This window comes from Pseudomonas sp. R1-43-08 (assembly GCF_003852255.1).
GTDB lineage: Bacteria > Pseudomonadota > Gammaproteobacteria > Pseudomonadales > Pseudomonadaceae > Aquipseudomonas.
This window is the reverse complement of sequence record NZ_CP027734.1, coordinates 1,120,108-1,144,049: the sequence shown is the minus strand read 5'-3', so window position 1 is coordinate 1,144,049 and position 23,942 is coordinate 1,120,108. Positions and strand designations below refer to the sequence as shown.

Genomic DNA, 23,942 nt, shown 5'->3' with positions numbered 1-23,942 from the left:
GCGGAGTGTCAGTCAGTATATTTTTAACTGACCCACCGCTATCGGGAGCAAGCCCCCTCCCACATTTGGACCGAGTACCGCTTAGAGATCCGATGAGGTCCTTTAACTTCCCGCCAGGCAACTGGGGGTGGCCGCGACTAGCGCATCAATGGCGCATCGGGTCTTGGCCGGCATGTGCGGCGCCGTCGGCCAGATCACATGGATGGGGGCCGGCTGTGCGCGGAAATCGGCCAGCACCGCCGCCAGTTGCCCGCGCAGCGCATAGTGGGCGATCAACCAACTCGGCAACCAGGCCAGCCCCACACCCGCGATGGCCGCATCGGCCACGGCCTGGAGGTCGTCCAGCACCAAGGGCGTGACCAACCGCGAGCGATGAGCGCTGTTACTGCGGTAGGCAATGCCGCGATGAGCCGACAAGTCTTCGATACAGTCAATGGGCCCCCTGCGCTGCAAATACGCGGGCGACGCCGCCAGGCCCATGACCTGCTCGCCCAGGCGCCGCGCAGTCAGGCGGTCGGTATCCGGCAGTGGGCCGATGCGCACGGCGATATCGAAGCCTTCCTGCGCCAGATCGGTCATGCGGTCGGAGAAACTGATATCGATCTCCAATTGCGGATAGCGGTCCATCAAGCCCCACAGCGCAGGCGCGGCATAGTGGTGACCAAACGCCAGCGGCAAACTCGCCCGCAAGCGCCCGCGTGGCTGCTGGCGGCCGCTTTCCAGCACCGACTCGGCCGCCTCCAGCTCTGCCAGCGCGCGCAGACAGTGTTCGTAGTACGCCTGCCCATCCTCGGTCAGACGCTGGCGCCGCGTAGAGCGTTGCAACAGGCAAGTGCCCAGCCGCGCTTCCAACCGCGCCAGGCCCTTGCCCACTGCCGAACGGGTGAGATTCAGCCGGTCGGCGGCTGCGCTCAGGCTGCCGCTCTCGACGATTTGCACAAACAGCTCGACGCCATCGAAACGTGGGGTGCTCATCATAGTTTGTCGCCCTGCATTCCCTTATCCATGGAAAAATCATCGCAAATAAAGCACCAGATTCCCGAGAGAATAATCCCTCCCACTCTCGAAAGGAACGTCGCATGCCACCCGCCGCCACGCTATCGGCCCTCAGCCCACCGCATGTCGCCAGAAACGGTCTGGCGCTCACCGCCGTGTGCCTTGTGGCCCTGATGTTCGGCCTGGAAATCTCTAGCGTGCCGGTCATCCTGCCCACCCTGGAGCGCGAACTGGGCACGGGGTTTCAAGATGCCCAATGGATCATGAATGCCTACACCCTGGCCTGCACCAGCGTGCTGATGGCAGCAGGCACCCTGGCCGATCGCTTTGGCCGTCGACGCATGCTGGTGCTGTGCCTGTGGGTCTTCGGCCTGGCCTCGCTGGCCTGTGGCTTGGCCAACGACGCGTCGACGCTGATCGTGGCGCGTTTCGTCCAGGGCATCGGCGCTGGCGCGATGATGATCTGCCAGTTCGCGATACTGTCGCACTTGTTTCGGGAACCGGCGGCACGCGCCCGGGCATTCGCGATCTGGGGCGTGATTGCCGGCGTGGGCCTGGGGTTCGGGCCGATGGTCGGTGCGCTGATCCTGGCAGTCGCGGACTGGCGCTGGGTGTTTCTCGCGCATGTGCCGCTCACCCTGTTCACCTTGGTGTTGTTGCGCATCAGCGTGCAGGAATCCCGCGATCCGGCCAGCCATCGCCTCGATATCGCCGGCATGCTGACCTTGACGCTGGCGGTGTTCGCCCTGGTGTACTTCATCACCCAGGGCACCGAGCATGGCTTCGCCACACCGGGCATGCTCGGCTGGGCGGGTTTGGCGCTGGTGGCGTTGCTGCTGTTCATCGTCGTGGAAAAGCGCAGCGCCCATCCGATGTTCGATTTTTCGGTGTTGCGCATCCAGCGCTTCGCCGGTGCACTGATGGGCTCGATCGGCATGAACTTCAGCTTCTGGCCGTTCATGATCTACCTGCCGCTGTATTTCCAGGCGGGCCTGGGCTACGACACCCTGACCACCGGCGGCGCCCTGCTCGCCTACACCCTGCCCACCTTGCTGGTGCCGCCGCTGGCCGAGCGCCTGGCCCTGCGCTACGGCGCCGAACGCATCATCCCGGTGGGCCTGGCGACGATGGGCGCGGGGTTTCTGGCAATGGCCGCCGCCAATGGCGTCGCGCAGCCAAGCACGCTGCTGGTGCTGCTCAGTTGCGTGATCGCCGGCATCGGCCTGGCGCTGACCAACTCGCCCACCACCAACACCACTACAGGCGCCGTCTCGGCTGATCGCGCAGGCATGGCCTCGGGTATCGACTTCAGCGCACGGCTGATCACCCTGGCGCTCAACATCGCGTTGATGGGCCTTGTGCTGTTGCTGGGGATCGGCCATTACCTGGCCGAGGTCATGCCGCCAAGCACGGCAATGGAGTGGCCGACACTCAGCCAGCACATCGCGGCGGGCAAGCTGGCCGTGCCGGGGTTGGTGTTCAACGAGGCCCAGGCGGCGCTGCGCAACGGCGCCGGCTGGGCCATGCTCTTTGCAGGGTTGGGTGCTTGCGGGCTGGCGATGCTTAGCGGGTATTTCTTCAAACGGCGCCGTTAAACGAAAAACGGGCCTGCATGCGCAGGCCCGTCTTCAAGGGGGAGTGAAAAAAACCATCAGCCGTTGAATACGGCCCGTTCTTTTTCCAGAAACTCCTGTTCAAGCTCATCTTCATTGACTTTGGTGGTCGGCTGGTTTTTACCGGCAGCGCGGGGCTTGCCTTGCAGTTTGCCGAACAGATGGTCCAGCGCGTGGTCGAGCTTGGTGGCCGCGCCATCGATCGCTTGTTCCAGCGTATCGGCTTTATGGCAGACCGAAATCGCTTGATGGCCTTTTGGACGTGCCTCCAGACGGCAACTTAAATCGTGGGGACCGGGCTTGTCGCCGTTCTCATCCCGCAGGTAGACCTCGACACGGGTCAGGTCTTCTTCATAACGTTCGAGCGTGCTCTCAATGGTAGTACGTACCCACTCCTCCAGTCGGATGCTGCTTTCAATATGGTTATCGCTATTGACTTGGATTTGCATAGTTCTTCCCTTATTTCAGCTAGCTCGCCAGAGATCACAAACTGCAACACCGGGGTGGTGAAACCATGACCTCTTGTTTACACAATTGAGCACTCGCTGAAACAATTCAACCCCTTTGCAAAGATAAATCCCACATTACAAATTAACCCTGACGACAAGCAAAAACGCTGTTAGGGTGGGGAGTTAGTTACATCTTCTTACCCCTGAAGATCCTCACAATTGCCCCGCTCCCATTGGGTGCAATGCCCGGAAAACCCCTGCCTCCTCCACCAGCCAATCATGCACCGCGCGCACGCCCGGATGGCTCAATGCGCCTGGCGCGTACAGCAGCACGTAGCGTTTGTGGTTGGGCACGGCCAGGCCGAACGGCACGATCAGGCTGCCGCGCTCCAGTTCATCGTTGAGCAACGTGCGCCGCGCAATCGCAACGCCCATACCGGCAATGGCGGCTTCGATGGTCAGGTGGTTGCGGTTGAAGGTATGCCCGCGGCGCACATCGGCGTCGTGGTAACCAATGGCATTCAGGTAAAACTCCCACTCGGCATACTCATAACTCCCACGCCAGGCAGTGATGTCGTGCAACAGCGGGAAATGCACCAGGTCCGCCGGCCCATGCAACGGCGGGCGCCCGCGTAGCAGGCTGGGGGCGCAGACCGGAAAGATCTGTTCGTCCAGCAGCGCTGTGGATAACAGGCCTGGGTAGCTACCGTCGTTCAGGTCGATGGCCAGGTCGAAGTCGCCCTCGTGCAGGGCGATGCTGCTGTCTTCGGCGACCAGGCGCAGTTGAATGTCTGGAAAGCGCTGCTGCAAGCGTGGCAGACGCGGGGTCAGCCACTTGCCAAGAAACGACGGGATCGAACGCAGGCGCAAGGTGCCGCTGATCATCCCAGCGTCCAGACGCTGTAATTCGGCGTCAATGCTGCCATAGGCCTCCCCCACCACCGCCGCAAGGCGTTGCCCTTCGGCGCTGAGCTCCACGCCCCTGGCGCGCCGATGAAACAGTCGAAAGCCCAGGCGCTCCTCCAACTGGCGAATCTGCTGGCTCACCGCCCCCGGCGTGATGTGCAGTTCTTCGGCGCAGCGGGTGAACGACAAGTGCCGTGCAGCGCATGAAAACACATGCAGCCAGCCATACGTCTGGCCATGAAGGGGGCGGGTCATAGCGTTTAGTCCTGCTAAAGAGTGTCTTAGGATAATTCGTTGGTCAGTGCTGATCCAGAGGCTCAGTATCGCGTCAATTCCGCCTGCTCTACAAAACATGGCAGCGATTTCTACTCCATTGCTTGTAAGGCTTTAGCATGGCTATCAGTGTTTTCGATCTATTCAAGGTGGGCATTGGCCCGTCCAGCTCCCATACCGTCGGCCCGATGCGCGCTGCGGCGACCTTCGCGCAGGCGCTGACCGACCAACGATTGCTCAGTGAAACCCGCCGCGTCGAAGTGCGTTTATACGGTTCGCTGTCAGCTACCGGCGTCGGCCACGCTACCGACCGCGCCTGTGTGATGGGCTTGATGGGAGAATGGCCGGATCGCATCGACCCCACCTCGATCAACGCACGCATCCAGCAACTGCGCGAGTCCGGCCAACTGCTCCTCGCCGGCCAGCAGAACATTGCCTTCGACTGGCACACCGACCTGTTGCTGCTCGACGAAAGCCTGCCCTACCACCCCAACGCCATGTCCCTGCACGCCTATGGCGACAGCGGCCTGCTAAGCGAGCAAACCTATTATTCGGTGGGCGGTGGTTTCATCATCGAAGCCGCCGAAGCCGCGTCGGGCATTGCGCCCACCAGCGATGTGCAATTGCCCTACGACTTTTCCAGCGCCGTCGAGCTGTTGGCCTTGTGCAACCAGCACGGCCTGCGGGTTTCGGAGTTGATGATGACCAACGAACGAGCGTGGCGCAGCGACGCAGACATCCGCAGCGGCCTGCTGCATATCTGGTCGGTGATGCGCGAGTGCGTGGAACAAGGCCTGCGCGATGAAGGCATTCTGCCCGGTGGGCTGGATGTACCGCGTCGCGCTGCGAAATTGCACCGCAGCCTGTTGGAAATCGGCAAGCCCAACGTGATCACTTCGACCTTATCAGCCATGGAGTGGGTCAACCTGTTCGCCCTCGCCGTCAACGAAGAAAACGCCGCAGGCGGGCGCATGGTCACCGCACCGACCAATGGCGCGGCAGGGATCATCCCGGCGGTGCTGCATTACTACATGAAGTTCAACGCCGACGCGTCCGATGACGACGTCGTCAATTTCTTTCTGGCCGCCGCCGCCGTCGGCATCCTCTGCAAGAAAAACGCCTCGATCTCCGGTGCCGAAGTCGGCTGCCAGGGCGAAGTCGGCTCGGCCTGCGCCATGGCCGCCGCCGGGCTGGCAGAGATCCTCGGCGCTACACCTGAGCAACTGGAAAACGCCGCCGAAATCGGCCTGGAACACAACCTCGGCCTGACCTGCGACCCGGTTGGCGGCCTCGTGCAGGTGCCGTGCATCGAGCGCAACGCCATCGCGGCGGTCAAAGCGATCAATGCCACCCAAATGGCCCTGCGCGGCGACGGCAAGCACTTTATTTCCCTCGACCGGGTGATTCGCACCATGCGCGATACCGGCGCCGACATGCATGACAAATACAAAGAAACGTCACGGGGCGGCCTGGCGGTCAGCTGGGTGGAGTGCTGACCGGGATGACTGCGCCGTCAGCGGTCGTTTTTTGCGTACTGCCCTGAAACGGATCACCGTTCCCAGCACAACCTGTATCAAATGTGGGAGGGGGCTTGCCCCCGATAGCGGTGTGTCAGCCAATAAATGCTCGGCTGGAAGACCGCTATCGGGGGCAAGCCCCCTCCCACATGAGTTGCTGATCGTCTGGCAGTGCGCTGTACGGCACGGCCCTTGCTGTACAGCCTCTGAGGAAAACGGACTTTGGCCGGTGGTCAGGCAACGCGAACTATTCCCGACACCGGTCGTCAATGACTGCATGTTCTTATCAGGCGGTAACGCACCATGGACAACCCTTTTCAGATCATCACCGACACCTTCAGCCCCCAATACCGCGTCAACCTGAGCATCCAGCGGCTGGACGGCAGCATCATGCTCACGCTCTCCGATGACAGCGGCGTAGTGGCCAAACGCATGATCAGCGCCGAACAACGCAACGACCCGCAACGGCTCAAGCGCCTGGTGCAGAGCATCCAGTTCGGCATCGCCATCGAGCAGGGTCACAGCGCTATGGAAATCCTCGCGGTGATGACCGATGGCGACAATCACAAGCTCTTGCAGCCACCGCCCACCCGTAGCCTGCCGTTCAGCGTCGGGCTTTAAAGCTCGCCCTTCTCGGTTTCCAGGCTCGCCTCGCCCTTACGACGCGGGCCTTCGACCTTCACCGACGGAAAGGCCGACGACGCGTAGCGCACCACCAGAATCGCGAAGGCCAACAGCAGAATCCCACCGCACAAGTAGATGATGCCTACATCTGGCGGATTGTGATGGGACACGTTGGAGATCAGCAGACGCGTCAGCGCGGTGATTGCCACGTAGATCAGGAAGCGCACCGGCATGTGGTTGGTCTTGAAATAAATCCCGACCATGGCGCCCAATTCCAGGTAGATGAACAGCAGCAAGATGTCATCGATCTTGATATGCCCGTTCTCCAGCATCCCCAGAAACTCCATCACCGCCGCCCAGGCAGTGACCGCCCCGATAGCGAACAGCGCCAGGTAGTGGAACGACTCCACAAACAGATTGCCCAGCGACTCGGCCAGCCCATGGACTTGTTGACGCAGCTTTTCGGCCCAGTTGATTTTCACGATGATGTTTCCTTAGGTCGGCTCGACCGGATAATGCGGGAGGGACGTGACGGTTGTTCTGCATGCAGAAAAAAGGCCAGCACGTGCATAAGATGATGGCTCGATGGCATGAGACACAGATTAATCAGGGCGCTCACCAGACCTAGAGCAAAGGGGCGAGCGTGCTCGCTACAATGAGCATTTGCGCTGTAGCAAACCCCCATTTCCCAACTACATTAAAAACCTACTATCCAAACCCCCGCGTTTGGCTTATGCTTTTCGCTGTATATAAATACAGTAGTCGCAAAAGACAACTATCGTGAAGGCATGTGAGGTGGTGAATGGCCGTCGAAGTGGTATACCGCAGCAGCCGAGATCTGGAGCGTTTGTTCATGGATAAAGCCGAAGCTGACCGTCATGACAAGATGCTTGAACTCGCTGAGTTGCTGGCAGAAGTGTTGCAAAAAGCCGTGCCGTCCTTGAGCGAGCAGCAGGTGGAGGAAGCCGGGATCTACATGGCGAAGAACCGCGATGTATTTGCCAAGGCGTTCAAGAGCCAGCCGGACGCGTTGTCCGAGTTGCTGAACGCGGCGGCGGAATAAAGCCCGAATTGAACAGGCCCTGAATCATGGATTCAGGGCCTTTTTAATGCCTGGTCATTGGTACAGCAGGCGCTCGGCGAGTTCGTCTGCGACCCGTGCCGGGGAGCGTTTTTCGGCTTGGGCATGGGCGTAGACTTCGGTCAGGCGCTTGCCGATGTTGGACAGGTGCGCGGTGATGCTCGGCAGCTCGGCGCCGCTGTGTTTGAGCGCGACATAGATCAGGCCGCCGGAATTGATCACGTAGTCCGGGGCGTAGAGGATGCCGCGCCCTTCCAGTTGGTCGGCCACTTGCAGGTTGGTCAATTGCGCGCTGGCAGAGCCAGCCACGGCGGCGCAGCGCAGTTGGCCGACGCTCTGGCGATTGAACACCGCACCCAGGCCGCAAGGCGCGAGGATATCGCAGGGCGTGCTGAGCAAAGCGTCGTTGGCGATGGGGTGGGCACCCAATTGCTCCATGGCCAGTTGCACCTTGCCATGGTCGATGTCGCTGACCAACAGTTCGGCACCCGCCGCGTGCAGTTGTTCGGCCAGGGCGTAACCGACATTGCCCAGGCCCTGCACCGCCACGCGCAGGCCTTCGAGGTTGTCGCTGCCCAAGCGGGCCATGGCGGTCGCGCGGATGCCGGTGAACACCCCCATGGCCGCATGCGGTGCAGGGTCGCCGGCGGCCGTGGTGCTGGTGACGAACCGGGTGTGTTGGGCGATGCAATCCATGTCGGCGACCGAGGTGCCGCTGTCGATGGCGGTAATGTAGCGCCCGCCCAGTTGCTCCACACAGCGACCGAAGGCTTCAAACAGGCTTGCGCGGCTCTCCACATGGGCGGGGCGCAGGATCACCGCCGTGCCGCCGCCCACCGGCAAGCCCGCCAAAGCGGCCTTGTAGCTCATGCCTTGAGCCAGGCGCGCGGCATCCGCCATGGCACTTTCATCATCGGGGTAGGCAAGATAGCGACAGCCGCCCAAAGCCGGGCCCAGGCGGCTGTTATGAATGGCGATGATCGCCTTCAGCCCGCTCACCGGGTCGACGCTCAGGTGCAGCGATTCCAGGCGGGTGCTGTGCATGAGCGCAAACATCGTCGTGCTCCCGAATCACTTCTGGTAGTGGCCCAAGTATAGGCTGACAACAGCAAACTGCTCGATCGCACTGGAATAAGCGTCCCCGTTTCGTGGGACCCGCGGCATAAGAGCGTGGGATATTTACTTAAGATGCTGGACGAAAATTCGCAGCAAGGCTAAAACGAGGGCATCCGCCGGAGAATGCAATGAATCCCCGCACAGCCTTTTTCGCCTGCCTGGACCGTTCACCCCCTGCGCTGTTCGAAGCCGCGCTGTGGATTGCTGCCGAGCATGATGCTGGCGTACAGCCACAGCTGATCCTGCAGGCGTTCGGCCTGCTGCAACAACAGGTCAGCCTGGGCATGCCCACGTTGCCGGCCGATGAACTGGGCCAGCCGCTGCTGCGCTGCATGAACGACCTGGGCTTTGCTCAGGATGACTTCACCCCGCTGCGCCCCGCCGCCGCGCTGCTGGACAAGGTGTTACAACGTAAGCGCGGACAACCCCTGGCCCTGGGCCTGATCGCGCTGGAGCTGGCGCGGCGCCTGGAGATCCCCCTGGTCGGGGTGAATTTCCCCGGCCACTTCCTGCTGCGAGTACCCGGCGCCGATCACCTGCTGGACCCCTGCGGCGGTCGGCGGCTGTACCCCAACGACTGTCGCGAACTGCTGCACCGCCAGTACGGAGCCAATCTCAAACTACAAGCCGAGCACCTGCACAGCGCCGATCCGCGCGCGATCCTGCAACGGCTGTCACGTAACCTGCGCCAGCTGTACCTGGCCAACGACGAACCACTGGCCGCCCTGATGGATGCCGAGCGTGTGCTCGAACTGGGCAATGCCAGCGCCGCCGACTACCTGGCGCGGGCCAGCCTGTATCAGCGCCTGGACTGCCCGAGCGCCGAACGGTTTGACCTGGAACACGCGTTGATGCTCAGCGAAGACCCTATCCAGCGCCTGCGCCTGACCGAGCGGCTGGGGCACCTGCCGCCCAATTCCGTGGTGCATTAGGGCGCTTTGAGCAGGTCGCCCGGCGACGGCTTCATGGCATCGCTCGTGCCTGGCGACCGCACCTGAATAATCAACAGCGCCGCAATCACCGCTGGAATCGCACAGAAGAAGAAAATCTGCTGCACCGGAATATGCATCGCCAGCAGCAGGCTGCCGAACAACGGCCCCAGGATCGAGCCGAATCGCCCCACCCCCAATGCCCAGCCCGTACCGGTGGCGCGCACGTGCGCCGGGTAGAAATTACTGGCGAACGCATTGAGGGTCAGTTGCCCGCCGATGATGCAGAACCCGGCGGCAAACACGCACGCCACGAGGTAACGCGGATTGTCATGATTCAGGCCCAGCAGCACAGTGCACACCGCCGCCGCTGCCAGCACAGCGGACAACAGGCGCACTTTGCTTTTCAGCCGATCGGCGAACCAGGCCATGCCGATAGCGCCCAATGTGCCGGCAAACAGGAACATCGAGGTCACCAGGTTGGCCTGGTTCAACGCCAGCCCGCTTTCGAGCAACAGCGACGGCAGCCAGCTGATCATGAAATACAGCAGGATCAGGCTGACGAAAAAGGTCGCCCAGATCAGCACCGTGGGGCGCGCGTAGCCGTTACGGAACAGCTCCACCACGGTCAACCGGCTGCCCTGCTCCTGGCGATTCTGCGCCTCGCTCGCCAGGGGCGCCCGCCAATCGGGCAACATGCGCGCCGTGACCTTGTGCAAGCGCGCGTAGGGCGGCGCATCGCGCAGCAGGCGCGGCAGGGATTCGGGCAACCGCCACACCAGGAACGGAAACAACAGCAGCGGCGTAACACCGCCCGCCAGGAACACCGCCTGCCAACCGAAACCGTCGATAAACCCCGCCGCCACAAACCCACCGGCCGCGCCGCCGAACGAGAAGCCACAGGCTGCCAGGGTCACCATCAGGGTGCGCATGCGTGGCGGCGAATATTCCGACATCAAGGCCATGGCGCTGGGCATCGCGCCGCCCATGCCGATGCCGCAGATAAAGCGTGCGGCCATCAGCGTGGTCAGGGAGTTGGCGAACACCATCAATACGGTGAGGCTGGCGTAGATCAGCACACAGGCCAGTAGAATGCGCCGCACACCGAACCGGTCCGCCAGTGGCGTCACCAGCAGCGAGCCCACTGTGAGGCCGAGCAGGTTGGCGCTGAACACCGGGCCGAACGCGGCTTTTTCCAGGCCCCAGTCCTTGGCCAATGCCGGCACGACATAGCCGAGCACCTGGGCGTCGTAGCCATCGGTCACCAGCAGCAATGCCAGTAGCAGGAGAATCAACCACTGATAGCGCGACACCGGACGGGCGTCGAGTGCCGCGCGAAAGCTGGCAATCTGATTGTGCATCGCAAGGTACCTTTCATTATTTTTATTGGCTGGCGCTGATCAAAAACTGTGGGAGGGGGCTTGCTCCCGATGGCGGTGTGCCAGTCGACATATTCATAGCTGGCACACCGCTATCGGGGGCAAGCCCCCTCCCACATTTTGTTTCTGTGCAAGTTATGGGAATTATGGTGTGTCAGGTTGATTGGCCGGGTGCGCCTGCACGAACGCCGGATGTTGCGCCGCCAATGCGGCTACCCGCCCGATACGCGGGTACGCCGCCAATGGCACCTTGAAACGCTCGGCTGCATACAGCTGCGGAATCAGGAATGCATCGGCCATGCCCGCTTGCTCGCCAAAGCAGAACCCGTGATCGCCAATCAGCTGCTCCACCGCACCGAGGCCCTGGCTGATCCAATGCGCGATCCACTCGAGCAATTGCGCCTCATCATGGCCCCACTGGCGCAGCAGGTTCTGGGTGCTGGAGTTGTGCAACGGGTGAATATCACAGGCGATGATCGATGCCACGGCGCGCTCGTGGGCACGCGCCGCCAGGTCTTTGGAGAGCAGCGGTACCTCGGGATAACGTTCCTCCAGGTATTCGACGATTGCCTGGGACTGAATCAACAGTTCACCGTCGCTGCGCAAGGCCGGCACACGCCCTTGTGGATTGATCGCCAGGTACTCGGGCTGGCGATTGGCTCCGCCAGCCGGCACCAGCAGGTTGACCGGCACCGCCGTGAAGTCCAGGCCCTTGAGTGCCAGGGCGATGCGCACCCGGTAGGACGCGGTCGAACGATAGTACGTATAGAGTTCCATCACCCCGCCCCCTCAGCGTGCGCCGACCACAGTGCCACGGCATTCGCCGAAACCGATGGAGGCAAAACCTTCGCGGTTGCAGCGCGCACGCAGGATGATTTCGTCGCCGTCTTCGAGGAATTTGCGCACCTCGCCGGAGGCCAGTTCAATCGGTTTTTTGCCGCCTTCGGTGATCTCCAGCAGGCTGCCGAACTGCCCCGGCTGCGGCCCCGACAACGTGCCCGAACCAAACAGGTCACCGGCTTGCAACTGGCAACCGTTGACGCTGTGGTGCGCAACCATTTGCGCTACGGTCCAGTACATATGTTGGGTGTTGCTCAGGGTCAGGCGGTGGGCCGGCAGGTTCTGTTCACGCATCGAAGCGGTGGTCAGCAGCACTTCCAATTCGATATCGAAGGCGCCCGCCTTTTGATCGCGAGGGTCCAGCAGGTACGGCAACGGTTGCGGATCGCCTTCGGGTCGCGGCGGTTGCGCCTTGCGGAACGGCTCCAACGCTTCGGCCGTGACTACCCAGGGCGAGATGCTGGTGATGAAGCTCTTGGACAGGAAAGGCCCGAGCGGCTGGTATTCCCAGGCTTGGATATCGCGTGCCGACCAGTCGTTGAGCAGGCAGAAACCGGCGATATGTTCGGCCGCATCGCCGATGGCAATCGCATCGCCCATGGTGTTGCCCTGGCCGATCCAGATGCCCAGTTCCAGTTCATAGTCCAGGCGGGCGCAGGGGCCGAAGGTGGGCTCGGCCTGGCCGGCCGGCAGTGTCTGGCCCTTGGGGCGGCGCACATCCGTACCCGAGGGACGAATAGTCGAGGCACGGCCGTGATAGCCAATCGGCACGTACTTGTAGTTGGGCAACAGCGGGTTGTCGGGACGGAACAGTTTGCCGACGTTCTGCGCGTGTTCGATGCCGACATAGAAGTCGGTGTAATCATTGATTTTGGCAGGCAAGTGCATCTGACAATCGGCGGCACGGTGCAACACCTGCGCCTCGCGGGTTTGCAGCTTGCTGCCTTCGGCGAGCAGTTCCAGCAGGCGCTCGCGCAAGGCTACGCGTGGGCCGCGGCCGAGTTCGAAAAAGGCGTTCAACTGGCCGCCCGCAGTCGCCTCGACGGCACGCCGCGCTTCCCCGTCAAATTCATCCAGGGCGGCGTGCAGGTCAAGGATCGCGTCGCCAATCGCCACGCCACTGCGCGGCGCCGAGCCGTTGATGCTGAACACCCCCAGCGGCAGGTTCTGCAGGGGGAAATCCGCGTGACCGTTGGCGCAAGCGACCCAGCTGCGGGTCTGTGTGGGTTGAGTCATGGGTTATCTCCGATTCGGGTTGAAGGTGGCGGGCAGCGAAGCCCAGCACGCGTCATAAGCGGGTTGCAGTTGCGGGCATTCCAGGGCGAACTGGGTGGGGCGCAGCACCTGGCTGGTTTCGAACATGAATGCCATGGTGTTATCGATCTTGTGCGGCGCCAGCTCGGCATTGATCGCCTTGGTACAGGTCTCGCCGTCCGGGCCATGGGCGCTCATGCAGCTGTGCAGCGACGCGCCGCCGGGCAGGAATCCCTCGGCCTTGGCGTCGTAGGCGCCCTGGATCAGGCCCATGTATTCGTTCATCAGGTTGCGGTGGAACCACGGCGGGCGGAAAGTGTTCTCGGCCACCATCCAGCGCGGAGGGAAGATCACGAAGTCGAGGTTGGCCAGGCCGTGCACGCTGGTGGGCGAGGTCAATACGGTGAAGATCGACGGGTCCGGGTGATCGAAACTCACCGTGCCGAGGGTATTGAAGCGACGCAGGTCGTACTTGTACGGCACGTTATTGCCGTGCCAGGCGACCACGTTCAGCGGCGAATGGTCGAGCTCGCAAGCCCAGAGTTCGCCGAGGAATTTCTGTACCAGCGTGGTCGGCTGCTTGAGGTCTTCGTAGTGGGCGACCGGGCTGAGGAAGTCGCGCGGATTGGCCAGGCCGTTGCTGCCGATGGGGCCCAGGTCTGGCAGGCGCAGCGGTGCGCCATGGTTTTCGGCGACGTAACCGCGCGCCTGGGCATCGAGCAGTTCGACGCGGAACTTGAGCCCGCGTGGCAGTACCACAATCTCCAGCGGCTCGACCTCCAGCACGCCCAGTTCCGTGGCGATCCGCAAACGGCCCTGTTCGGGCACGATCAACAGTTCGCCGTCGGCATTGAAGAACACGCGCTCCATCGAGCGGTTGGCGCGGTAGGTGTGGATGCTGATGCCTGACGGCTTTTGCGACGCCGCGTTGGCGACCATGCCTACGAGCCCGTCGATAAAGTCAGTCGGCTCGCCTGGGATGTCCAGCGGGTTCCAACGCAGCCGGTTCGGCGTCACCGCGCCCAGAGGTCCGCCGGCCAACTGCCGCTCCAATTTGCTAAAGGCCGGGTGATTGGCCGATGGCTGGATGCGGTACAGCCAGGTACGCCGGGCTTCGCTGCGCGCCATAGTGAACGCGGTGCCGGAGAACAGTTCGGTATACAGCCCGTAGGGCGCTTTCTGCGGCGAGTTCTGGCCGACGGGCAGCGCGCCGGGCAGGGCTTCGCTGGCGAATTCATTGCCGAAGCCCGACAGGTATTCGAGGTTCATGGAGCATCCTCTGGGGGTCAGTTGTTTTTATCGTAATCCAGTTACGCTTAACGTAATTTGATCGCCATGGACCGTCAAGCTATAAAGACGCCCACTCATCTCTCGGATTCTCGCACCCCCATGGAAAAGCCCCGCGACACCGGTAAACAGAAAGTCCGCTCGGCCGAAGTGGGCACCGATATCCTCAAGGCCCTGGCCGAACTGTCGCCGGCCACTTCACTGTCGCGCCTGGCCGAGCATGTGCAGATGCCGGCGAGCAAGGTCCATCGTTACCTGCAGGCGCTGATCGCCTCGGGCTTCGCCGAACAGAACGCCGCTACCAACCATTACGGCCTGGGGCGCGAAGCCTTGCGCGTAGGCTTGGCTGCGCTGGGCAGTATGGATGTGCTGAAAGTCGGCGCGATGCCCCTGGCGGAGCTGCGCGACGACCTGAATGAAACCTGCTTCCTGGCGGTCTGGGGCAACCAGGGTGCGACCGTGGTGCAGATCGAGCCGGCAGTGCGCGCGGTGACGGTGGTGACACAACTGGGTTCGGTCTTGCCGCTGCTCAGTTCGTCCACCGGGCTGGTGTTCAGTGCGTATCTGCCGACACGGGAAACCGTGGAGTTGCGTGACCGCGAAATCCAGGCCGGCACCGCCCATGCCCTGGCGGATGACCAGGCCTACGCCATCACCTGCGAGCAGATCCGCCACCGTGGCCTGCACTTTGTGCATGGTTTGCTGATGCCGGGGTGGATGCGTTGTCGGCGCCGGTGTTCAACGCCGTGGGGCACGTGGCGGCGGTGATGACGGTGGTCGGCCCTACTTCGCTGTTCCACGCCGATGAAGACGGCCCGGCGGCGCAGCGCTTGCTGGCGGCGACCCGGGCCGTGAGTTGGCGCATGGGCTATCAGCCCTGAGTCAGTCGTGCCACTGCGCGAGGGCCACGGCCAGGCGGTTTTCCAGAGCATGGATGCTGGCGGTGTCGCTCAGGTAGTTATTGCTGATCATCGCAAACACCAGTCGCCGTCCTTGGGCATCTGTGAGGTAACCGCTCAGGGACGACACCCCGCTCATGGAACCGGTCTTGCCGTGCAGGTTGTTCTCGGCGGCCGTGGCGCGCAGCCGATAGCGCAAGCTGCCGCCGGTCATGCGATCGCTGTTGCCGGCAATTGGCAATGCGTTGTACCAGGCATCGAACCACGGCTGTTTGCTTGCGGCCAGCAGCAGGTCGGAAAGGGTCTGCGACGACAGCAAATTACGCCGTGACAGGCCCGAGCCGTCCACCTGGCTCAAGGTGCTCGTATCCAACCCCTGACGCTTGAGGAACCCTGCCACGGCCACGGCACCCGCCGCCGCCGTGCCGCTATTGGCGGTCTTGCGGCCCATGGCTTTGAGCAAGGCTTCGGACATGGTGTTGTTGGAGAGCTTGAGCAGCGGCGTGATCAATTCCTGCAAGGGCGCCGATCGATGCTCGGCCAGCAATGTCGCCGTGGCCGGACTTGCACCGCCCATGATGCGACGGCCCTGCACCCTGATGCCCTGTTGCGCCAGCGCTTGTTCAAACAGATTGGCCACCCACTGCGTCGGCTCCCACACGCTGACCAATTGCTCGCTCTGCCTGCCCGGCGCAACGGTGCCGCTGAGCTGCAACAGGTTGGTGCCATGCCGGCGGTTGATCCCATAGCTGTTGCCCGGCCCACTGACGGCGCGGTTGTTCAATTGCAGGTAATCGCTGGGCGGGTAGAGGTCGACACTCACCGGCAAACCGGCCCGCACCGGCGCCTTGGCGGTGACCAATACGCTGCCTGCGTCAAAGTCAGCATTGGGCGACACCGTCAACGCGGAAATCTGCGCGCCGTAGTAGGTGGTTTCATCATCGTGAGACCAATCGACGCCCAGGCGTTCGGCATCGAACCAGGTATCGTCGAACACCAGGTCGCCCTGGACCTGGCGGATGCCCTGGCTGGCCAGTTGCGCCGCCAGGGCCTGGTAGTCGGCGAGCTGCAGGGTCGGGTCGCCAAGGCCGCGCAGGTACAGGTTGCCGGTCAGGCGTTCGCCCTGGCGCGTGCCGTCACTGAGCAGCTGCGTGGCGAAGCGGTACTGCGGCCCCAGCACGTCCATAGCCGCTGCAGTGGTCAGCAGCTTGAGGTTGGAAGCCGGTACCAACCGCGTGCTCGGATTGTGTTGATACAGCGTGTCGCCGCTGCGTACGTCGCGCACCGTCAGTGAAACCGTGGCGCCACGCAACGCCGGGTCGGCCAACAGTTGGTCGAGCGCCGCTGGGGGGCGGGGTGTGAAACGCTGGCGCAGCCGCCCAGTAACAAGCTCAAGCCGACCAGCAGCGCGCAGGTGTGTAGCCATCTTCCAAAATGCATCAGTAGCGTTTTCCGTAGGCATCGAATGCCGGCAACGCTAACAGCTCAGGTGTCAATGTGGGAGGGTGCAATCCCCCCTCCCACAAAAAAGCAAATCCGGTCAGAAGGTAAGGGTGCTGGACACCGACACCTGCCGCGCATCACCGATGGACACGAACTGGGTGTTCACCGAAGAGGTGTAGTAAGTGCGGTCGAAAAGGTTTTTCACATTGAGCTGGAACTTGACCTTCTGCCCGTCGATTTTGGTGTCATAGCTGGCGAACGCATCGGCCACGGTATAGCTCGGCAATTCGAAGCTGTTGGCCGCATCCCCTGCCCTCTCGCCCACGTAGCGCGCACCGGCACCGACGCGCAGTTGATCGCCACCCAGCAGGCTGCCGAAGTCATACACGGCCAACAGCGACGCGGTATTTTTCGCCACGTTTTGCAGGCGGTTGCCTTTGAGCGTCGGGTCGTCGGTGACCTCGGCATCGGTGTAGGCGTAACTGCCGATCAGGCTCCACTTATCGCTCAGTTGGCCGCTGGCATCCAGCTCCAGGCCACGGGAACGCACCTTGCCCGCCACGCTGTAGACCGAGGTCAGCCCCTCGCCCACCTGCACCAGCACGTTGCGCTTATCGATGGTGAACAGCGCGGCGCTCGCGGTGATGCGCCCCGGCAGGTCGAACTTGGTACCCAGCTCCCAGGCCTTGGATTCTTCCGGCTGCAGGCTGCCCTCCAGCACCGTTTTGTTGGCCAGCGGCGCAATGGTGGAGTTGGGTTTGAACGACTCGGTGTAGCTGCCGTAGAACGACAGTTCGTCGGTGTAGCGATACACCAGCCCGGCACGCGGCACCCACTTCTGGCCGTTGCCGTCGGTGTTGGCAGTGAACGGCACGCCTTTGCCGGCGTATTGGTCGTACATCTGGTAGCGCGCGCCGCCCACCAGGATCCATTGGTCGTTCAGGTGGATGGCGTCCTGGAAGAACAGCGAATCGCTGCGCAGCAGATCGGTCTGGTTGCTGTCCGGCGCGCTGACATTGGAGCCCGCCACTTCGTTGCCGTAGACCGGATCGTTGTAGTTGAAACTGCCGCGTGGCGCCTGGCGAATCAGCTCGGCGCGGTGGATTTTGCGGTATTCATCGTCCAGCCCGAACACCAGGTCGTGGCGCATGCCGGCCACGTCGACCTTGCCCTCAAGGCTGGCGGTGGCGAAGCGGTCAGTGGTCAGCGCGCCCTGGGTGCCGTCCATGCTGCGGGTCAGCGTGCCGTTGGTGTTGACCTTGACCACGCGCACCTGGCTGGCGTCGTAGGTTTCACGGTTCCAGCTGTAGCCGAAGTGGGCTTTCCAGTCGTCGTTCAGGTCGTGGTCGACGGTCAGGCGGTACAGGTCGGAGCGGCCTTCCATATCGTTGAACGGCTCATCCAGGCGGCGGGTCGCGGGGATGTTCAGCGGGTGATTGGTTTTTGGATCGATGGCCGTGCCGCGGTCGAACGGCGACAGAAACTCGCGGTGCTCATAGGCGAACACCACTTGGGTCGCGTCGCCATACCAACCCAGCGACGGCGCCACCAGGGTTTCACGGTGGGTGCCGTAGTTGCGCCAGTAGTCTTCGTCTTCATGGTCGACGATCAGGCGATAGGCCAGGCCGCCGTCGCCAATCGGGCCGGTGGTGTCCAGGCTGCCGCCACTGCCATTCTTGCCGCTGCCGAAGGTCGAGCCGCGCGCGGTCAAGGACGTGGACTGCACCAACTCGGGCTTTTTGCTGACGATGTTGACCACGCCGCCCGGGTCCTGGATGCCGTACAGCAACGACGACGGCCCCTTGAGCACTTCCACGCGGTCGGCGGTGGCGTTCAACGCACGGCCCTGCACCACCGGCATGCCGTCCTTCATGATCGAGCCGTTACGGTTGTCGCCGAAGCCGCGCAGCATCACCGCGTCCTGGGTGCTGCCAAGGGTGTTGGACTGGGTGATGCCGCTGATATTGCCCAGCGCGTCATCCAGGTTGCGCGGTTGTTGATCGCGCAAGACCTGGGCGGGTACCACGTTGACGGTTTGCGGGGTTTCCAGCAGCAGGCCCTGGGAGCGCATCACCGAGCTGGTCGGCGGCGGCTGGTAGCTGGTGCTGTCCTGGCCAGGGCTGGCAGCGCTGATGGTGGTGGCACCGAGACTGACCGCGCCGTCGGCGGGCAGCGGTTCCAGCGCCAGGGTACGGGCGTCGATCTGGCGGAAGGTGAAGCCGGAGTTGCCCAGCAGGCGTTGCAGCGCCTGGGTCGCGCTCATCTGCCCGTTGAGCGCCGGGGCGTTGAGGCCGTAAGGCGCTTCATCGGTATAGATCACGCTAATCCCGGTGACCCGGCTGAAATCACTCAGCGCCTGGGGCAGTGGTTTGGCCGCCAGAGCAAACGTGAACTGGGCGCTTTGCTGTTCCTGCGCCTGTGCCACGGCCAGGGGCAGCAACGCCAGCGCCGAGACTGAAAATACCGAGGCTCCCAGCCATTGTTTGAGCCTACCGCCCGCCGTCGATTTCATGCTGTGAGCACCCGTGTAAAAACGCTGTTAATGCGAATTGATCGCAGTTTCAAGCACTACACGGATGGGCGAGCGGTTTACCTCACCCTTGTTTGCAAATATTTTGTTATGGCGCCTGATGGGAACCTGTCAGTCAGCCTGATGAAGCACTGGTCGCCAGGCACTCCTTGGCGCTCTTCTTCAATTTCTTGATCAAGCGTTCCTGGCGCAGTGCTTCGCCTTTGCTCGCACATTGCTCGGTGTACACCAGCGCAACGGCGGGGCTGGAGAGGAAAAACCGCGCGCCCTTGCCGCTTTGATGGGTGGCGAACCGGCGCACCGGGTCATTGCTGATGCCGCAATACAGCGAGCCATTGGCGGCGCGCACCAGGTAGACGAACCAGGGTTTGGATTCAGGCGTGTTCACGACGGGATTCGGCACTGTACAGAAGCACCCAGCTTATCAACGACCGGCCTGGAATGCCTTCAAACCTTTGCGCGCCTGGGCGCGTACGGCGTTTTTCACCAAGGGCGTCCAGCCCAGTAACAGGCCCTTGGTGCCCAATGCCTGGCGCGACCAGCGCCACAGGTCGAAATGGTCGTGATGCTCGCAAATCCTGCCGTCACGAAACACGAAGCGCGCCTGAATATCGTTGACCACCGTATTGCCGGTCGCGCTGAACAGGTATGTCGCCACCCAGTGCGCGCTGCCCGCGTTGCCCTCGCTGCGCACGTCGTCAAAGGTCAGGGAAAAATCCTTGGCCCGAGTGGTGAGCATGCGCCACATGTCGCCGGCGTCCTGCCCGCGCAGTTCGCCGAAGGCCGGATCGCTGAACACCACGTCCTGGGTATAACAGGCGGCCATGGCTTCGGCATCCAGGCGCTGAAAGGCGCTATAGAACTCAGTTACCAGGGCGTTATGGGCATCACTCATGGGCAGTTTTCGCAGGATGAACAGGGATGCCGAACGATAGTCCGCGTAACAAGAGAATGCCATTGCTTTCTACGGCACCATTCCCGTATCGCGCGCATAAGCAAACAAATCGACATCCGTCGAAATACTCAAACGTTGCATGGCCGTGCTTTTCTGCTTGCTGATGGTGGAAATACTGCGGTTGACCTGCGCCGCAATCTGGCTGACGGTCATGCCGCTGGCCAACATTCGCACCACCTCGCGCTCCTTGTCGGACAATTTAGGCTGCCCGGACTGGTCGCCCACTCCCGACTCCACCAGCTGCAAGCGCAGGGATTCGCTGGTGAAGGTCTGGCCCGCACACACGGCCTTGATCGCCTGGGGCAACTCTTTGGCCGAAGCACTCTTGGCGACCACGCCGCGCACACCATGGGAAAAAGCTGCACGCAAGATGGCGATGCTGGCGAACATCGTCACCACAATCACCGGCACCTGCGGATACTGGCGGTGCAGCAGGCCCAACAAACCGTAGCCATCGGCCTGCTGGCCGCCTGGCATGGCGAAATCCGTGACCAGCACGTCGCACGGGGTTGTGCTCAACACGTCAAGCAACTGATCAGGACCGTCGGCCTCACCGACCACTGTGCATCTTCCATTCGCCTCGATCACGACCCTTTGCCCGATGCGAACAATAGGGTGATCGTCAGCAATAATTACTCGAAGCATAGGTACCCACGAATGATTGCAACTTGAATCAGCGCAAAATACCTCCGCCGGCAATCATCAACAACAGCTAACAAAGCGTCACTTGCAGCCACGCCCAATGTTCTGTACCAGCTAAATTTTTGCCTACAAAACAACAGGAAAACACCTACAGTCAAAACCAGCTCACTCGGAAACGAAAAGCCTTGCAGGCGCGGATTCAGAGACGGGACAAGTATTCGAGATACACGCACAAACGTGCCTGGAACAGCTCCAGTTGCACCGAGTGGGAAGCAACATCGCCGGACTGGATCTGCTCGATCAATTGCGTGGCAGTGGACTCAAGGTCGCTGCCGCCCAGAAATACCAGGCTACCCACCAGGCGATGCAGGCGTTCGGCAGCCAGTGAGGCGTTGCGCGTTGAACGGGCGTGGCGCAAGACGCGATAGTCTTCCCAGGCTTCCACCAGCAGGCCTTCGAGCAGTTGATCGACGATCGCGTCGCTGCCAAACGTCGCGACAAGCGTGTCGCGGGTTGGCCAGCCAGGGGCTGGCGCAGTCTCCTGGCCGGCTTGCGGAGCATCACTGCCAGGCAACCAGTGCGTCAGCACGGCGTGCAATTGTTCCAGGGTCAGTGGCTTGAGCAGCCAGGCATCCATGCCCGCTTCGCGACAGCGCCGGGGGATATCGTTTTGCAGATTGGCGGTCAAGGCAATGATCGGTACTCGCCTCAATCCGTGGTCGTGCTCATGCTGGCGAATGGCGCTAGCCATGCTGTAACCATCCATAAACGGCATCTGGCAATCGCAGATCACCAAATCAAAGGGCCGGCGGGTAAGCGCCTCCAGCCCCATGAACCCATCGGCGGCCAATTCGTACCCCAGGCCCAGCTTCTGCAACATCCAGCCCAACAGCAGCCGGTAGGCTGAATGATCTTCCACCACCAGGATATTCATGTGCTGCCAATGGAGCGGGGGGACAACCGGCGGATCTGGTTTGCGGCTCGCTCCTGGGGTTGAACCTTGCAGCGAAACCATCACTCCCTCTCCATGGCTATTGATCCAGCGGCAACCTGTGACACTGATGCAATCGCCATGGGGGCCCTATGCAGGAATGATTGCCTAATCCTTTTGGGCGTTATCGACCAGAAACAGATAACCTTTTGAGTGATTGAAAGCCGATACAACAACTACGAAAAAGCCACTATCCACTGGCAGCGCACTGGAGTGGCGTGCCATGCAGGCACTGTTGAAAGTGTCTGCCTTTAGACTTTCTCGCTGGTGACGTTTACGTAGCGCGCACGACCGGCGCCAAGGCCCGCGATAATCGCGCCGAGGCCGATCACGGCGAAGATCCAACCGATCGCCGTCCAGCCGCCGGTCCAGTCATGCACCAGACCGACCGCAAACGGGCCCATCGACGCGAGGGTGTAGCCAATGCCCTGGGCCATGCCTGAGAGGTTGGCGGCGACATGGGAATCCCGGGAGCGCAGCACGATCAAGGTCAGCGCCAGGCTGAAGGTGCCGCCCTGCCCCAGACCCAGCAGAATCGCCCAGCCCCACAGGCCATCGAGTGGCGCATACAGGCAACCGAACAGACCGCCGAGCGTCAGCAGCATCACCACCACGATTGCCAGGCGCTGGTCCTTGCCGCGTGTGGCCAGCCACGGCGCGGCCAGGGAACTGAACAACTGCAGGATGATCGAGCCCGACAGCGCCAGCCCGGCCTCGGTGGCGCTCAGGCCACGACCGATCAGGATCGACGGCAACCAGCCGAACACGATGTAGGCCAGGGAGGATTGCAGGCCCATGTACACGGTGACCTGCCAGGCCAGCGGGTCGCGCAGCAAGCCCTTGACCCGGTAAGCCACCTGATGGGCGCTGTGTTTCTGGCCCACCTGAGGCAACCAGAACAGCGCCGCCACCAGGGCCGGCACCATCCAGAAGCCCAGGCCGATGGCCCAACTGCCCGCGAAATAATGGCTCAAGGGCACGGTCGCGCCAGCAGCCAGGGCCGCGCCCAGGCACAGGGCCATGGAGTAGACACCGGTCATGGCGCCGGCCTGCCTGGCGAAATCACGCTTGACGATGCCCGGCAGCAACACACCGATGATGCCGATGCTCGCACCGGCCAGCAGGCTACCGGCGAACAGGCCGAACTCCCCGAGAGAACTGCGCAGGATGATGCCGCCGGCGAGTGTCAGCAGAATCCCGAGGACCACGCGCTCGGCGCCAAAACGCCGGGCCAGGATCGGTGCCAGCGGCGCGAACAGCCCCAGGCACAGCACCGGCAAGGTGGTCAGCAAACCGGCCCTGGCCCCCGACAAACCCAGGCTGGCGGACACTTCGCTGAGCAGCGGCGACAGGCTCGACAACGCCGGGCGCAGGTTCAACGCCACCAGGACCAGGCCGAGCAGCAACAGCCACGGCCGGCTGACCACCGGCTCGTGCTGCTGGACCAGCTCGTCGTCGGCTTCGGCATCGATCAGCAATTCTTCCAGTTCGGTTGCACGTTGCTTGTTTGGGGCTTCAAGGTTCATTGATCAACTGCCGGCAGAGGGATTTGGCGCGTTCCGGGTCTTGGTGTTCCACGGCGTCGAGCAGGGCGATATGCAGGTCGAACACGGCCTGGCGACGCGGCGAGGTGTTCAGGGTCTGACGCAGTTGGGCGCCGACAATGCTTGAAAAATAAAGGTACAGCTCGCTTAGGGCTGGGTTGTGCGCCGCGTCCACCAAGCGTTGGTGGAACACCAGGTCGGCGCTGATGTAGGCCTCCAGTTCACCGTGATACAACGCGGCGCTGGCCTGGAGGGCTTGGCGTAGCGCGACGAGGTCGTCATCGCTACGGCGCAACGCCGCGAGCCCGATGGCTTCCATTTCGAGGATCTGCCGCGTTTCCTGCGCCTGTTCCAGCGAGCAATGGGACAACGCACGCATCGCCCCCAGCGGGTCGGTCATCGAACGCAAATAGCTGCCATCGCCCTGGCGGATTTCGATCAAGCCGGAAAACGCCAATACACGCATGGCCTCGCGCACGGTATTGCGGCTGATGCCTAGCTCGGCGGAGAGCTCCGGTTCGGTGGGCAGGCGTTCGCCGATGGCCCATTTTCCTTCGGTTATGCGCCAGCGCAACTGCTCCAGGGCCTGGTCCACCAGGGAGCGTTTGATCAACGGGGCGATGTCTGTCATGGGTTTTACGCTTTCGTCCAATCATAGGATGAATTTTCCTACA

The 23,942-nt window shown here is 62.3% G+C and carries 21 protein-coding genes and 2 pseudogenes; 6 read left to right on the top strand and 17 right to left on the bottom strand.

Features of this window, described 5'->3' with window-relative positions:
• Positions 1 to 102 precede the first annotated feature (102 nt).
• Positions 103 to 975: a LysR family transcriptional regulator gene (locus C4J87_RS05065; RefSeq protein WP_124365935.1), complete on the bottom strand. Its 873-nt coding sequence runs from the start codon at positions 973 to 975 to the stop codon at positions 103 to 105.
• Positions 976 to 1,079: 104 nt separating this feature from the next.
• Here C4J87_RS05065 and C4J87_RS05060 point away from each other — a divergent pair, with 104 nt between their 5' ends.
• A complete protein-coding gene (locus tag C4J87_RS05060) occupies positions 1,080 to 2,591 on the top strand; it encodes an MFS transporter (RefSeq protein WP_124365934.1) in 1,512 nt (503 codons plus the stop codon).
• Positions 2,592 to 2,647: 56 nt separating this feature from the next.
• Here C4J87_RS05060 and C4J87_RS05055 read toward each other — a convergent pair whose 3' ends face one another.
• Positions 2,648 to 3,058: an HPF/RaiA family ribosome-associated protein gene (locus tag C4J87_RS05055; RefSeq protein WP_124365933.1), complete on the bottom strand. Its 411-nt coding sequence runs from the start codon at positions 3,056 to 3,058 to the stop codon at positions 2,648 to 2,650.
• Positions 3,059 to 3,271: 213 nt separating this feature from the next.
• Positions 3,272 to 4,219, bottom strand: a complete 948-nt coding sequence (locus C4J87_RS05050; RefSeq protein ID WP_124365932.1) for a LysR substrate-binding domain-containing protein — start codon at positions 4,217 to 4,219, stop codon at positions 3,272 to 3,274.
• 137 nt (positions 4,220 to 4,356) lie between these two features.
• On the opposite strand from C4J87_RS05050, the gene C4J87_RS05045 reads away from it, so the two are divergent.
• Positions 4,357 to 5,733: an L-serine ammonia-lyase gene (locus C4J87_RS05045; RefSeq protein ID WP_124365931.1), complete on the top strand. Its 1,377-nt coding sequence runs from the start codon at positions 4,357 to 4,359 to the stop codon at positions 5,731 to 5,733.
• 324 nt (positions 5,734 to 6,057) lie between these two features.
• Positions 6,058 to 6,375: a DUF3509 domain-containing protein gene (locus C4J87_RS05040; protein WP_124361424.1), complete on the top strand. Its 318-nt coding sequence runs from the start codon at positions 6,058 to 6,060 to the stop codon at positions 6,373 to 6,375.
• On the opposite strand, the gene C4J87_RS05035 is transcribed toward C4J87_RS05040, so the two are convergent.
• Positions 6,372 to 6,860, bottom strand: coding sequence for a phosphate-starvation-inducible protein PsiE (locus C4J87_RS05035; protein ID WP_057724703.1), 489 nt, complete (start codon positions 6,858 to 6,860; stop codon positions 6,372 to 6,374). The genes C4J87_RS05040 and C4J87_RS05035 overlap by 4 nt on opposite strands.
• 320 nt (positions 6,861 to 7,180) lie before the next feature.
• Here C4J87_RS05035 and C4J87_RS05030 point away from each other — a divergent pair, with 320 nt between their 5' ends.
• Positions 7,181 to 7,441 (top strand): YebG family protein, encoded by a 261-nt coding sequence (locus tag C4J87_RS05030; RefSeq protein WP_003171979.1) that lies wholly within the window; start codon positions 7,181 to 7,183, stop codon positions 7,439 to 7,441.
• A 54-nt stretch (positions 7,442 to 7,495) separates the two neighbouring features.
• On the opposite strand, the gene C4J87_RS05025 is transcribed toward C4J87_RS05030, so the two are convergent.
• Positions 7,496 to 8,515, bottom strand: coding sequence for a Glu/Leu/Phe/Val dehydrogenase dimerization domain-containing protein (locus tag C4J87_RS05025; protein ID WP_124365930.1), 1,020 nt, complete (start codon positions 8,513 to 8,515; stop codon positions 7,496 to 7,498).
• Positions 8,516 to 8,703: 188 nt separating this feature from the next.
• Here C4J87_RS05025 and C4J87_RS05020 point away from each other — a divergent pair, with 188 nt between their 5' ends.
• Positions 8,704 to 9,507 (top strand): SirB1 family protein, encoded by an 804-nt coding sequence (locus C4J87_RS05020; protein WP_124365929.1) that lies wholly within the window; start codon positions 8,704 to 8,706, stop codon positions 9,505 to 9,507.
• Here C4J87_RS05020 and C4J87_RS05015 read toward each other — a convergent pair.
• The 4 genes from C4J87_RS05015 to hmgA form a co-directional block, all read right to left on the bottom strand.
• Positions 9,504 to 10,865 carry an aromatic acid/H+ symport family MFS transporter gene (locus C4J87_RS05015; RefSeq protein WP_124365928.1) on the bottom strand — a complete coding sequence of 454 codons (1,362 nt, stop codon included), beginning with the start codon at positions 10,863 to 10,865 and terminating at the stop codon, positions 9,504 to 9,506. The two genes, C4J87_RS05020 and C4J87_RS05015, sit on opposite strands and share 4 nt — an antisense overlap.
• A 162-nt stretch (positions 10,866 to 11,027) precedes the next feature.
• Complete coding sequence (gene maiA, locus C4J87_RS05010) at positions 11,028 to 11,660, bottom strand: maleylacetoacetate isomerase (RefSeq protein ID WP_124365927.1); 633 nt, start codon at positions 11,658 to 11,660, stop codon at positions 11,028 to 11,030.
• 12 nt (positions 11,661 to 11,672) lie between these two features.
• Positions 11,673 to 12,959 (bottom strand): fumarylacetoacetase, encoded by a 1,287-nt coding sequence (fahA, locus tag C4J87_RS05005; protein ID WP_124365926.1) that lies wholly within the window; start codon positions 12,957 to 12,959, stop codon positions 11,673 to 11,675.
• A gap of 3 nt (positions 12,960 to 12,962) precedes the next feature.
• Positions 12,963 to 14,246, bottom strand: coding sequence for a homogentisate 1,2-dioxygenase (hmgA, locus tag C4J87_RS05000; RefSeq protein ID WP_124365925.1), 1,284 nt, complete (start codon positions 14,244 to 14,246; stop codon positions 12,963 to 12,965).
• A gap of 120 nt (positions 14,247 to 14,366) precedes the next feature.
• Here hmgA and C4J87_RS04995 point away from each other — a divergent pair.
• A pseudogene (locus tag C4J87_RS04995) lies at positions 14,367 to 15,145 on the top strand (IclR family transcriptional regulator).
• Position 15,146: 1 nt separating this feature from the next.
• On the opposite strand, the pseudogene dacB reads toward C4J87_RS04995, so the two are convergent.
• The 8 genes and pseudogenes from dacB to C4J87_RS04955 all read right to left on the bottom strand — a co-directional run bounded on the left by dacB (position 15,147) and on the right by C4J87_RS04955 (position 23,899).
• Positions 15,147 to 16,603: pseudogene (gene dacB, locus C4J87_RS04990) on the bottom strand (D-alanyl-D-alanine carboxypeptidase/D-alanyl-D-alanine-endopeptidase).
• 100 nt (positions 16,604 to 16,703) lie between these two features.
• Positions 16,704 to 19,118 (bottom strand): TonB-dependent receptor, encoded by a 2,415-nt coding sequence (locus C4J87_RS04985; RefSeq protein WP_124365924.1) that lies wholly within the window; start codon positions 19,116 to 19,118, stop codon positions 16,704 to 16,706.
• A 133-nt stretch (positions 19,119 to 19,251) separates the two neighbouring features.
• Positions 19,252 to 19,524, bottom strand: coding sequence for a GIY-YIG nuclease family protein (locus C4J87_RS04980; RefSeq protein WP_124361413.1), 273 nt, complete (start codon positions 19,522 to 19,524; stop codon positions 19,252 to 19,254).
• A gap of 36 nt (positions 19,525 to 19,560) precedes the next feature.
• On the bottom strand, positions 19,561 to 20,031 hold the full coding sequence (locus C4J87_RS04975; RefSeq protein ID WP_124365923.1) for a nuclear transport factor 2 family protein: 471 nt from the start codon (positions 20,029 to 20,031) through the stop codon (positions 19,561 to 19,563).
• Between the two features lie 69 nt (positions 20,032 to 20,100).
• Positions 20,101 to 20,736 carry a response regulator transcription factor gene (locus C4J87_RS04970; RefSeq protein WP_124365922.1) on the bottom strand — a complete coding sequence of 212 codons (636 nt, stop codon included), beginning with the start codon at positions 20,734 to 20,736 and terminating at the stop codon, positions 20,101 to 20,103.
• 196 nt (positions 20,737 to 20,932) lie between these two features.
• On the bottom strand, positions 20,933 to 21,667 hold the full coding sequence (locus C4J87_RS04965; RefSeq protein ID WP_256679970.1) for a response regulator: 735 nt from the start codon (positions 21,665 to 21,667) through the stop codon (positions 20,933 to 20,935).
• A gap of 308 nt (positions 21,668 to 21,975) precedes the next feature.
• The gene (locus C4J87_RS04960) at positions 21,976 to 23,250 is read right to left on the bottom strand and encodes a CynX/NimT family MFS transporter (RefSeq protein ID WP_124365920.1); all 1,275 of its coding nucleotides are present in this window, start codon (positions 23,248 to 23,250) and stop codon (positions 21,976 to 21,978) included.
• Positions 23,240 to 23,899 (bottom strand): FadR/GntR family transcriptional regulator, encoded by a 660-nt coding sequence (locus tag C4J87_RS04955; protein ID WP_124365919.1) that lies wholly within the window; start codon positions 23,897 to 23,899, stop codon positions 23,240 to 23,242. The genes C4J87_RS04960 and C4J87_RS04955 overlap by 11 nt, the downstream gene beginning before the upstream one ends.
• Positions 23,900 to 23,942: the final 43 nt, after the last annotated feature.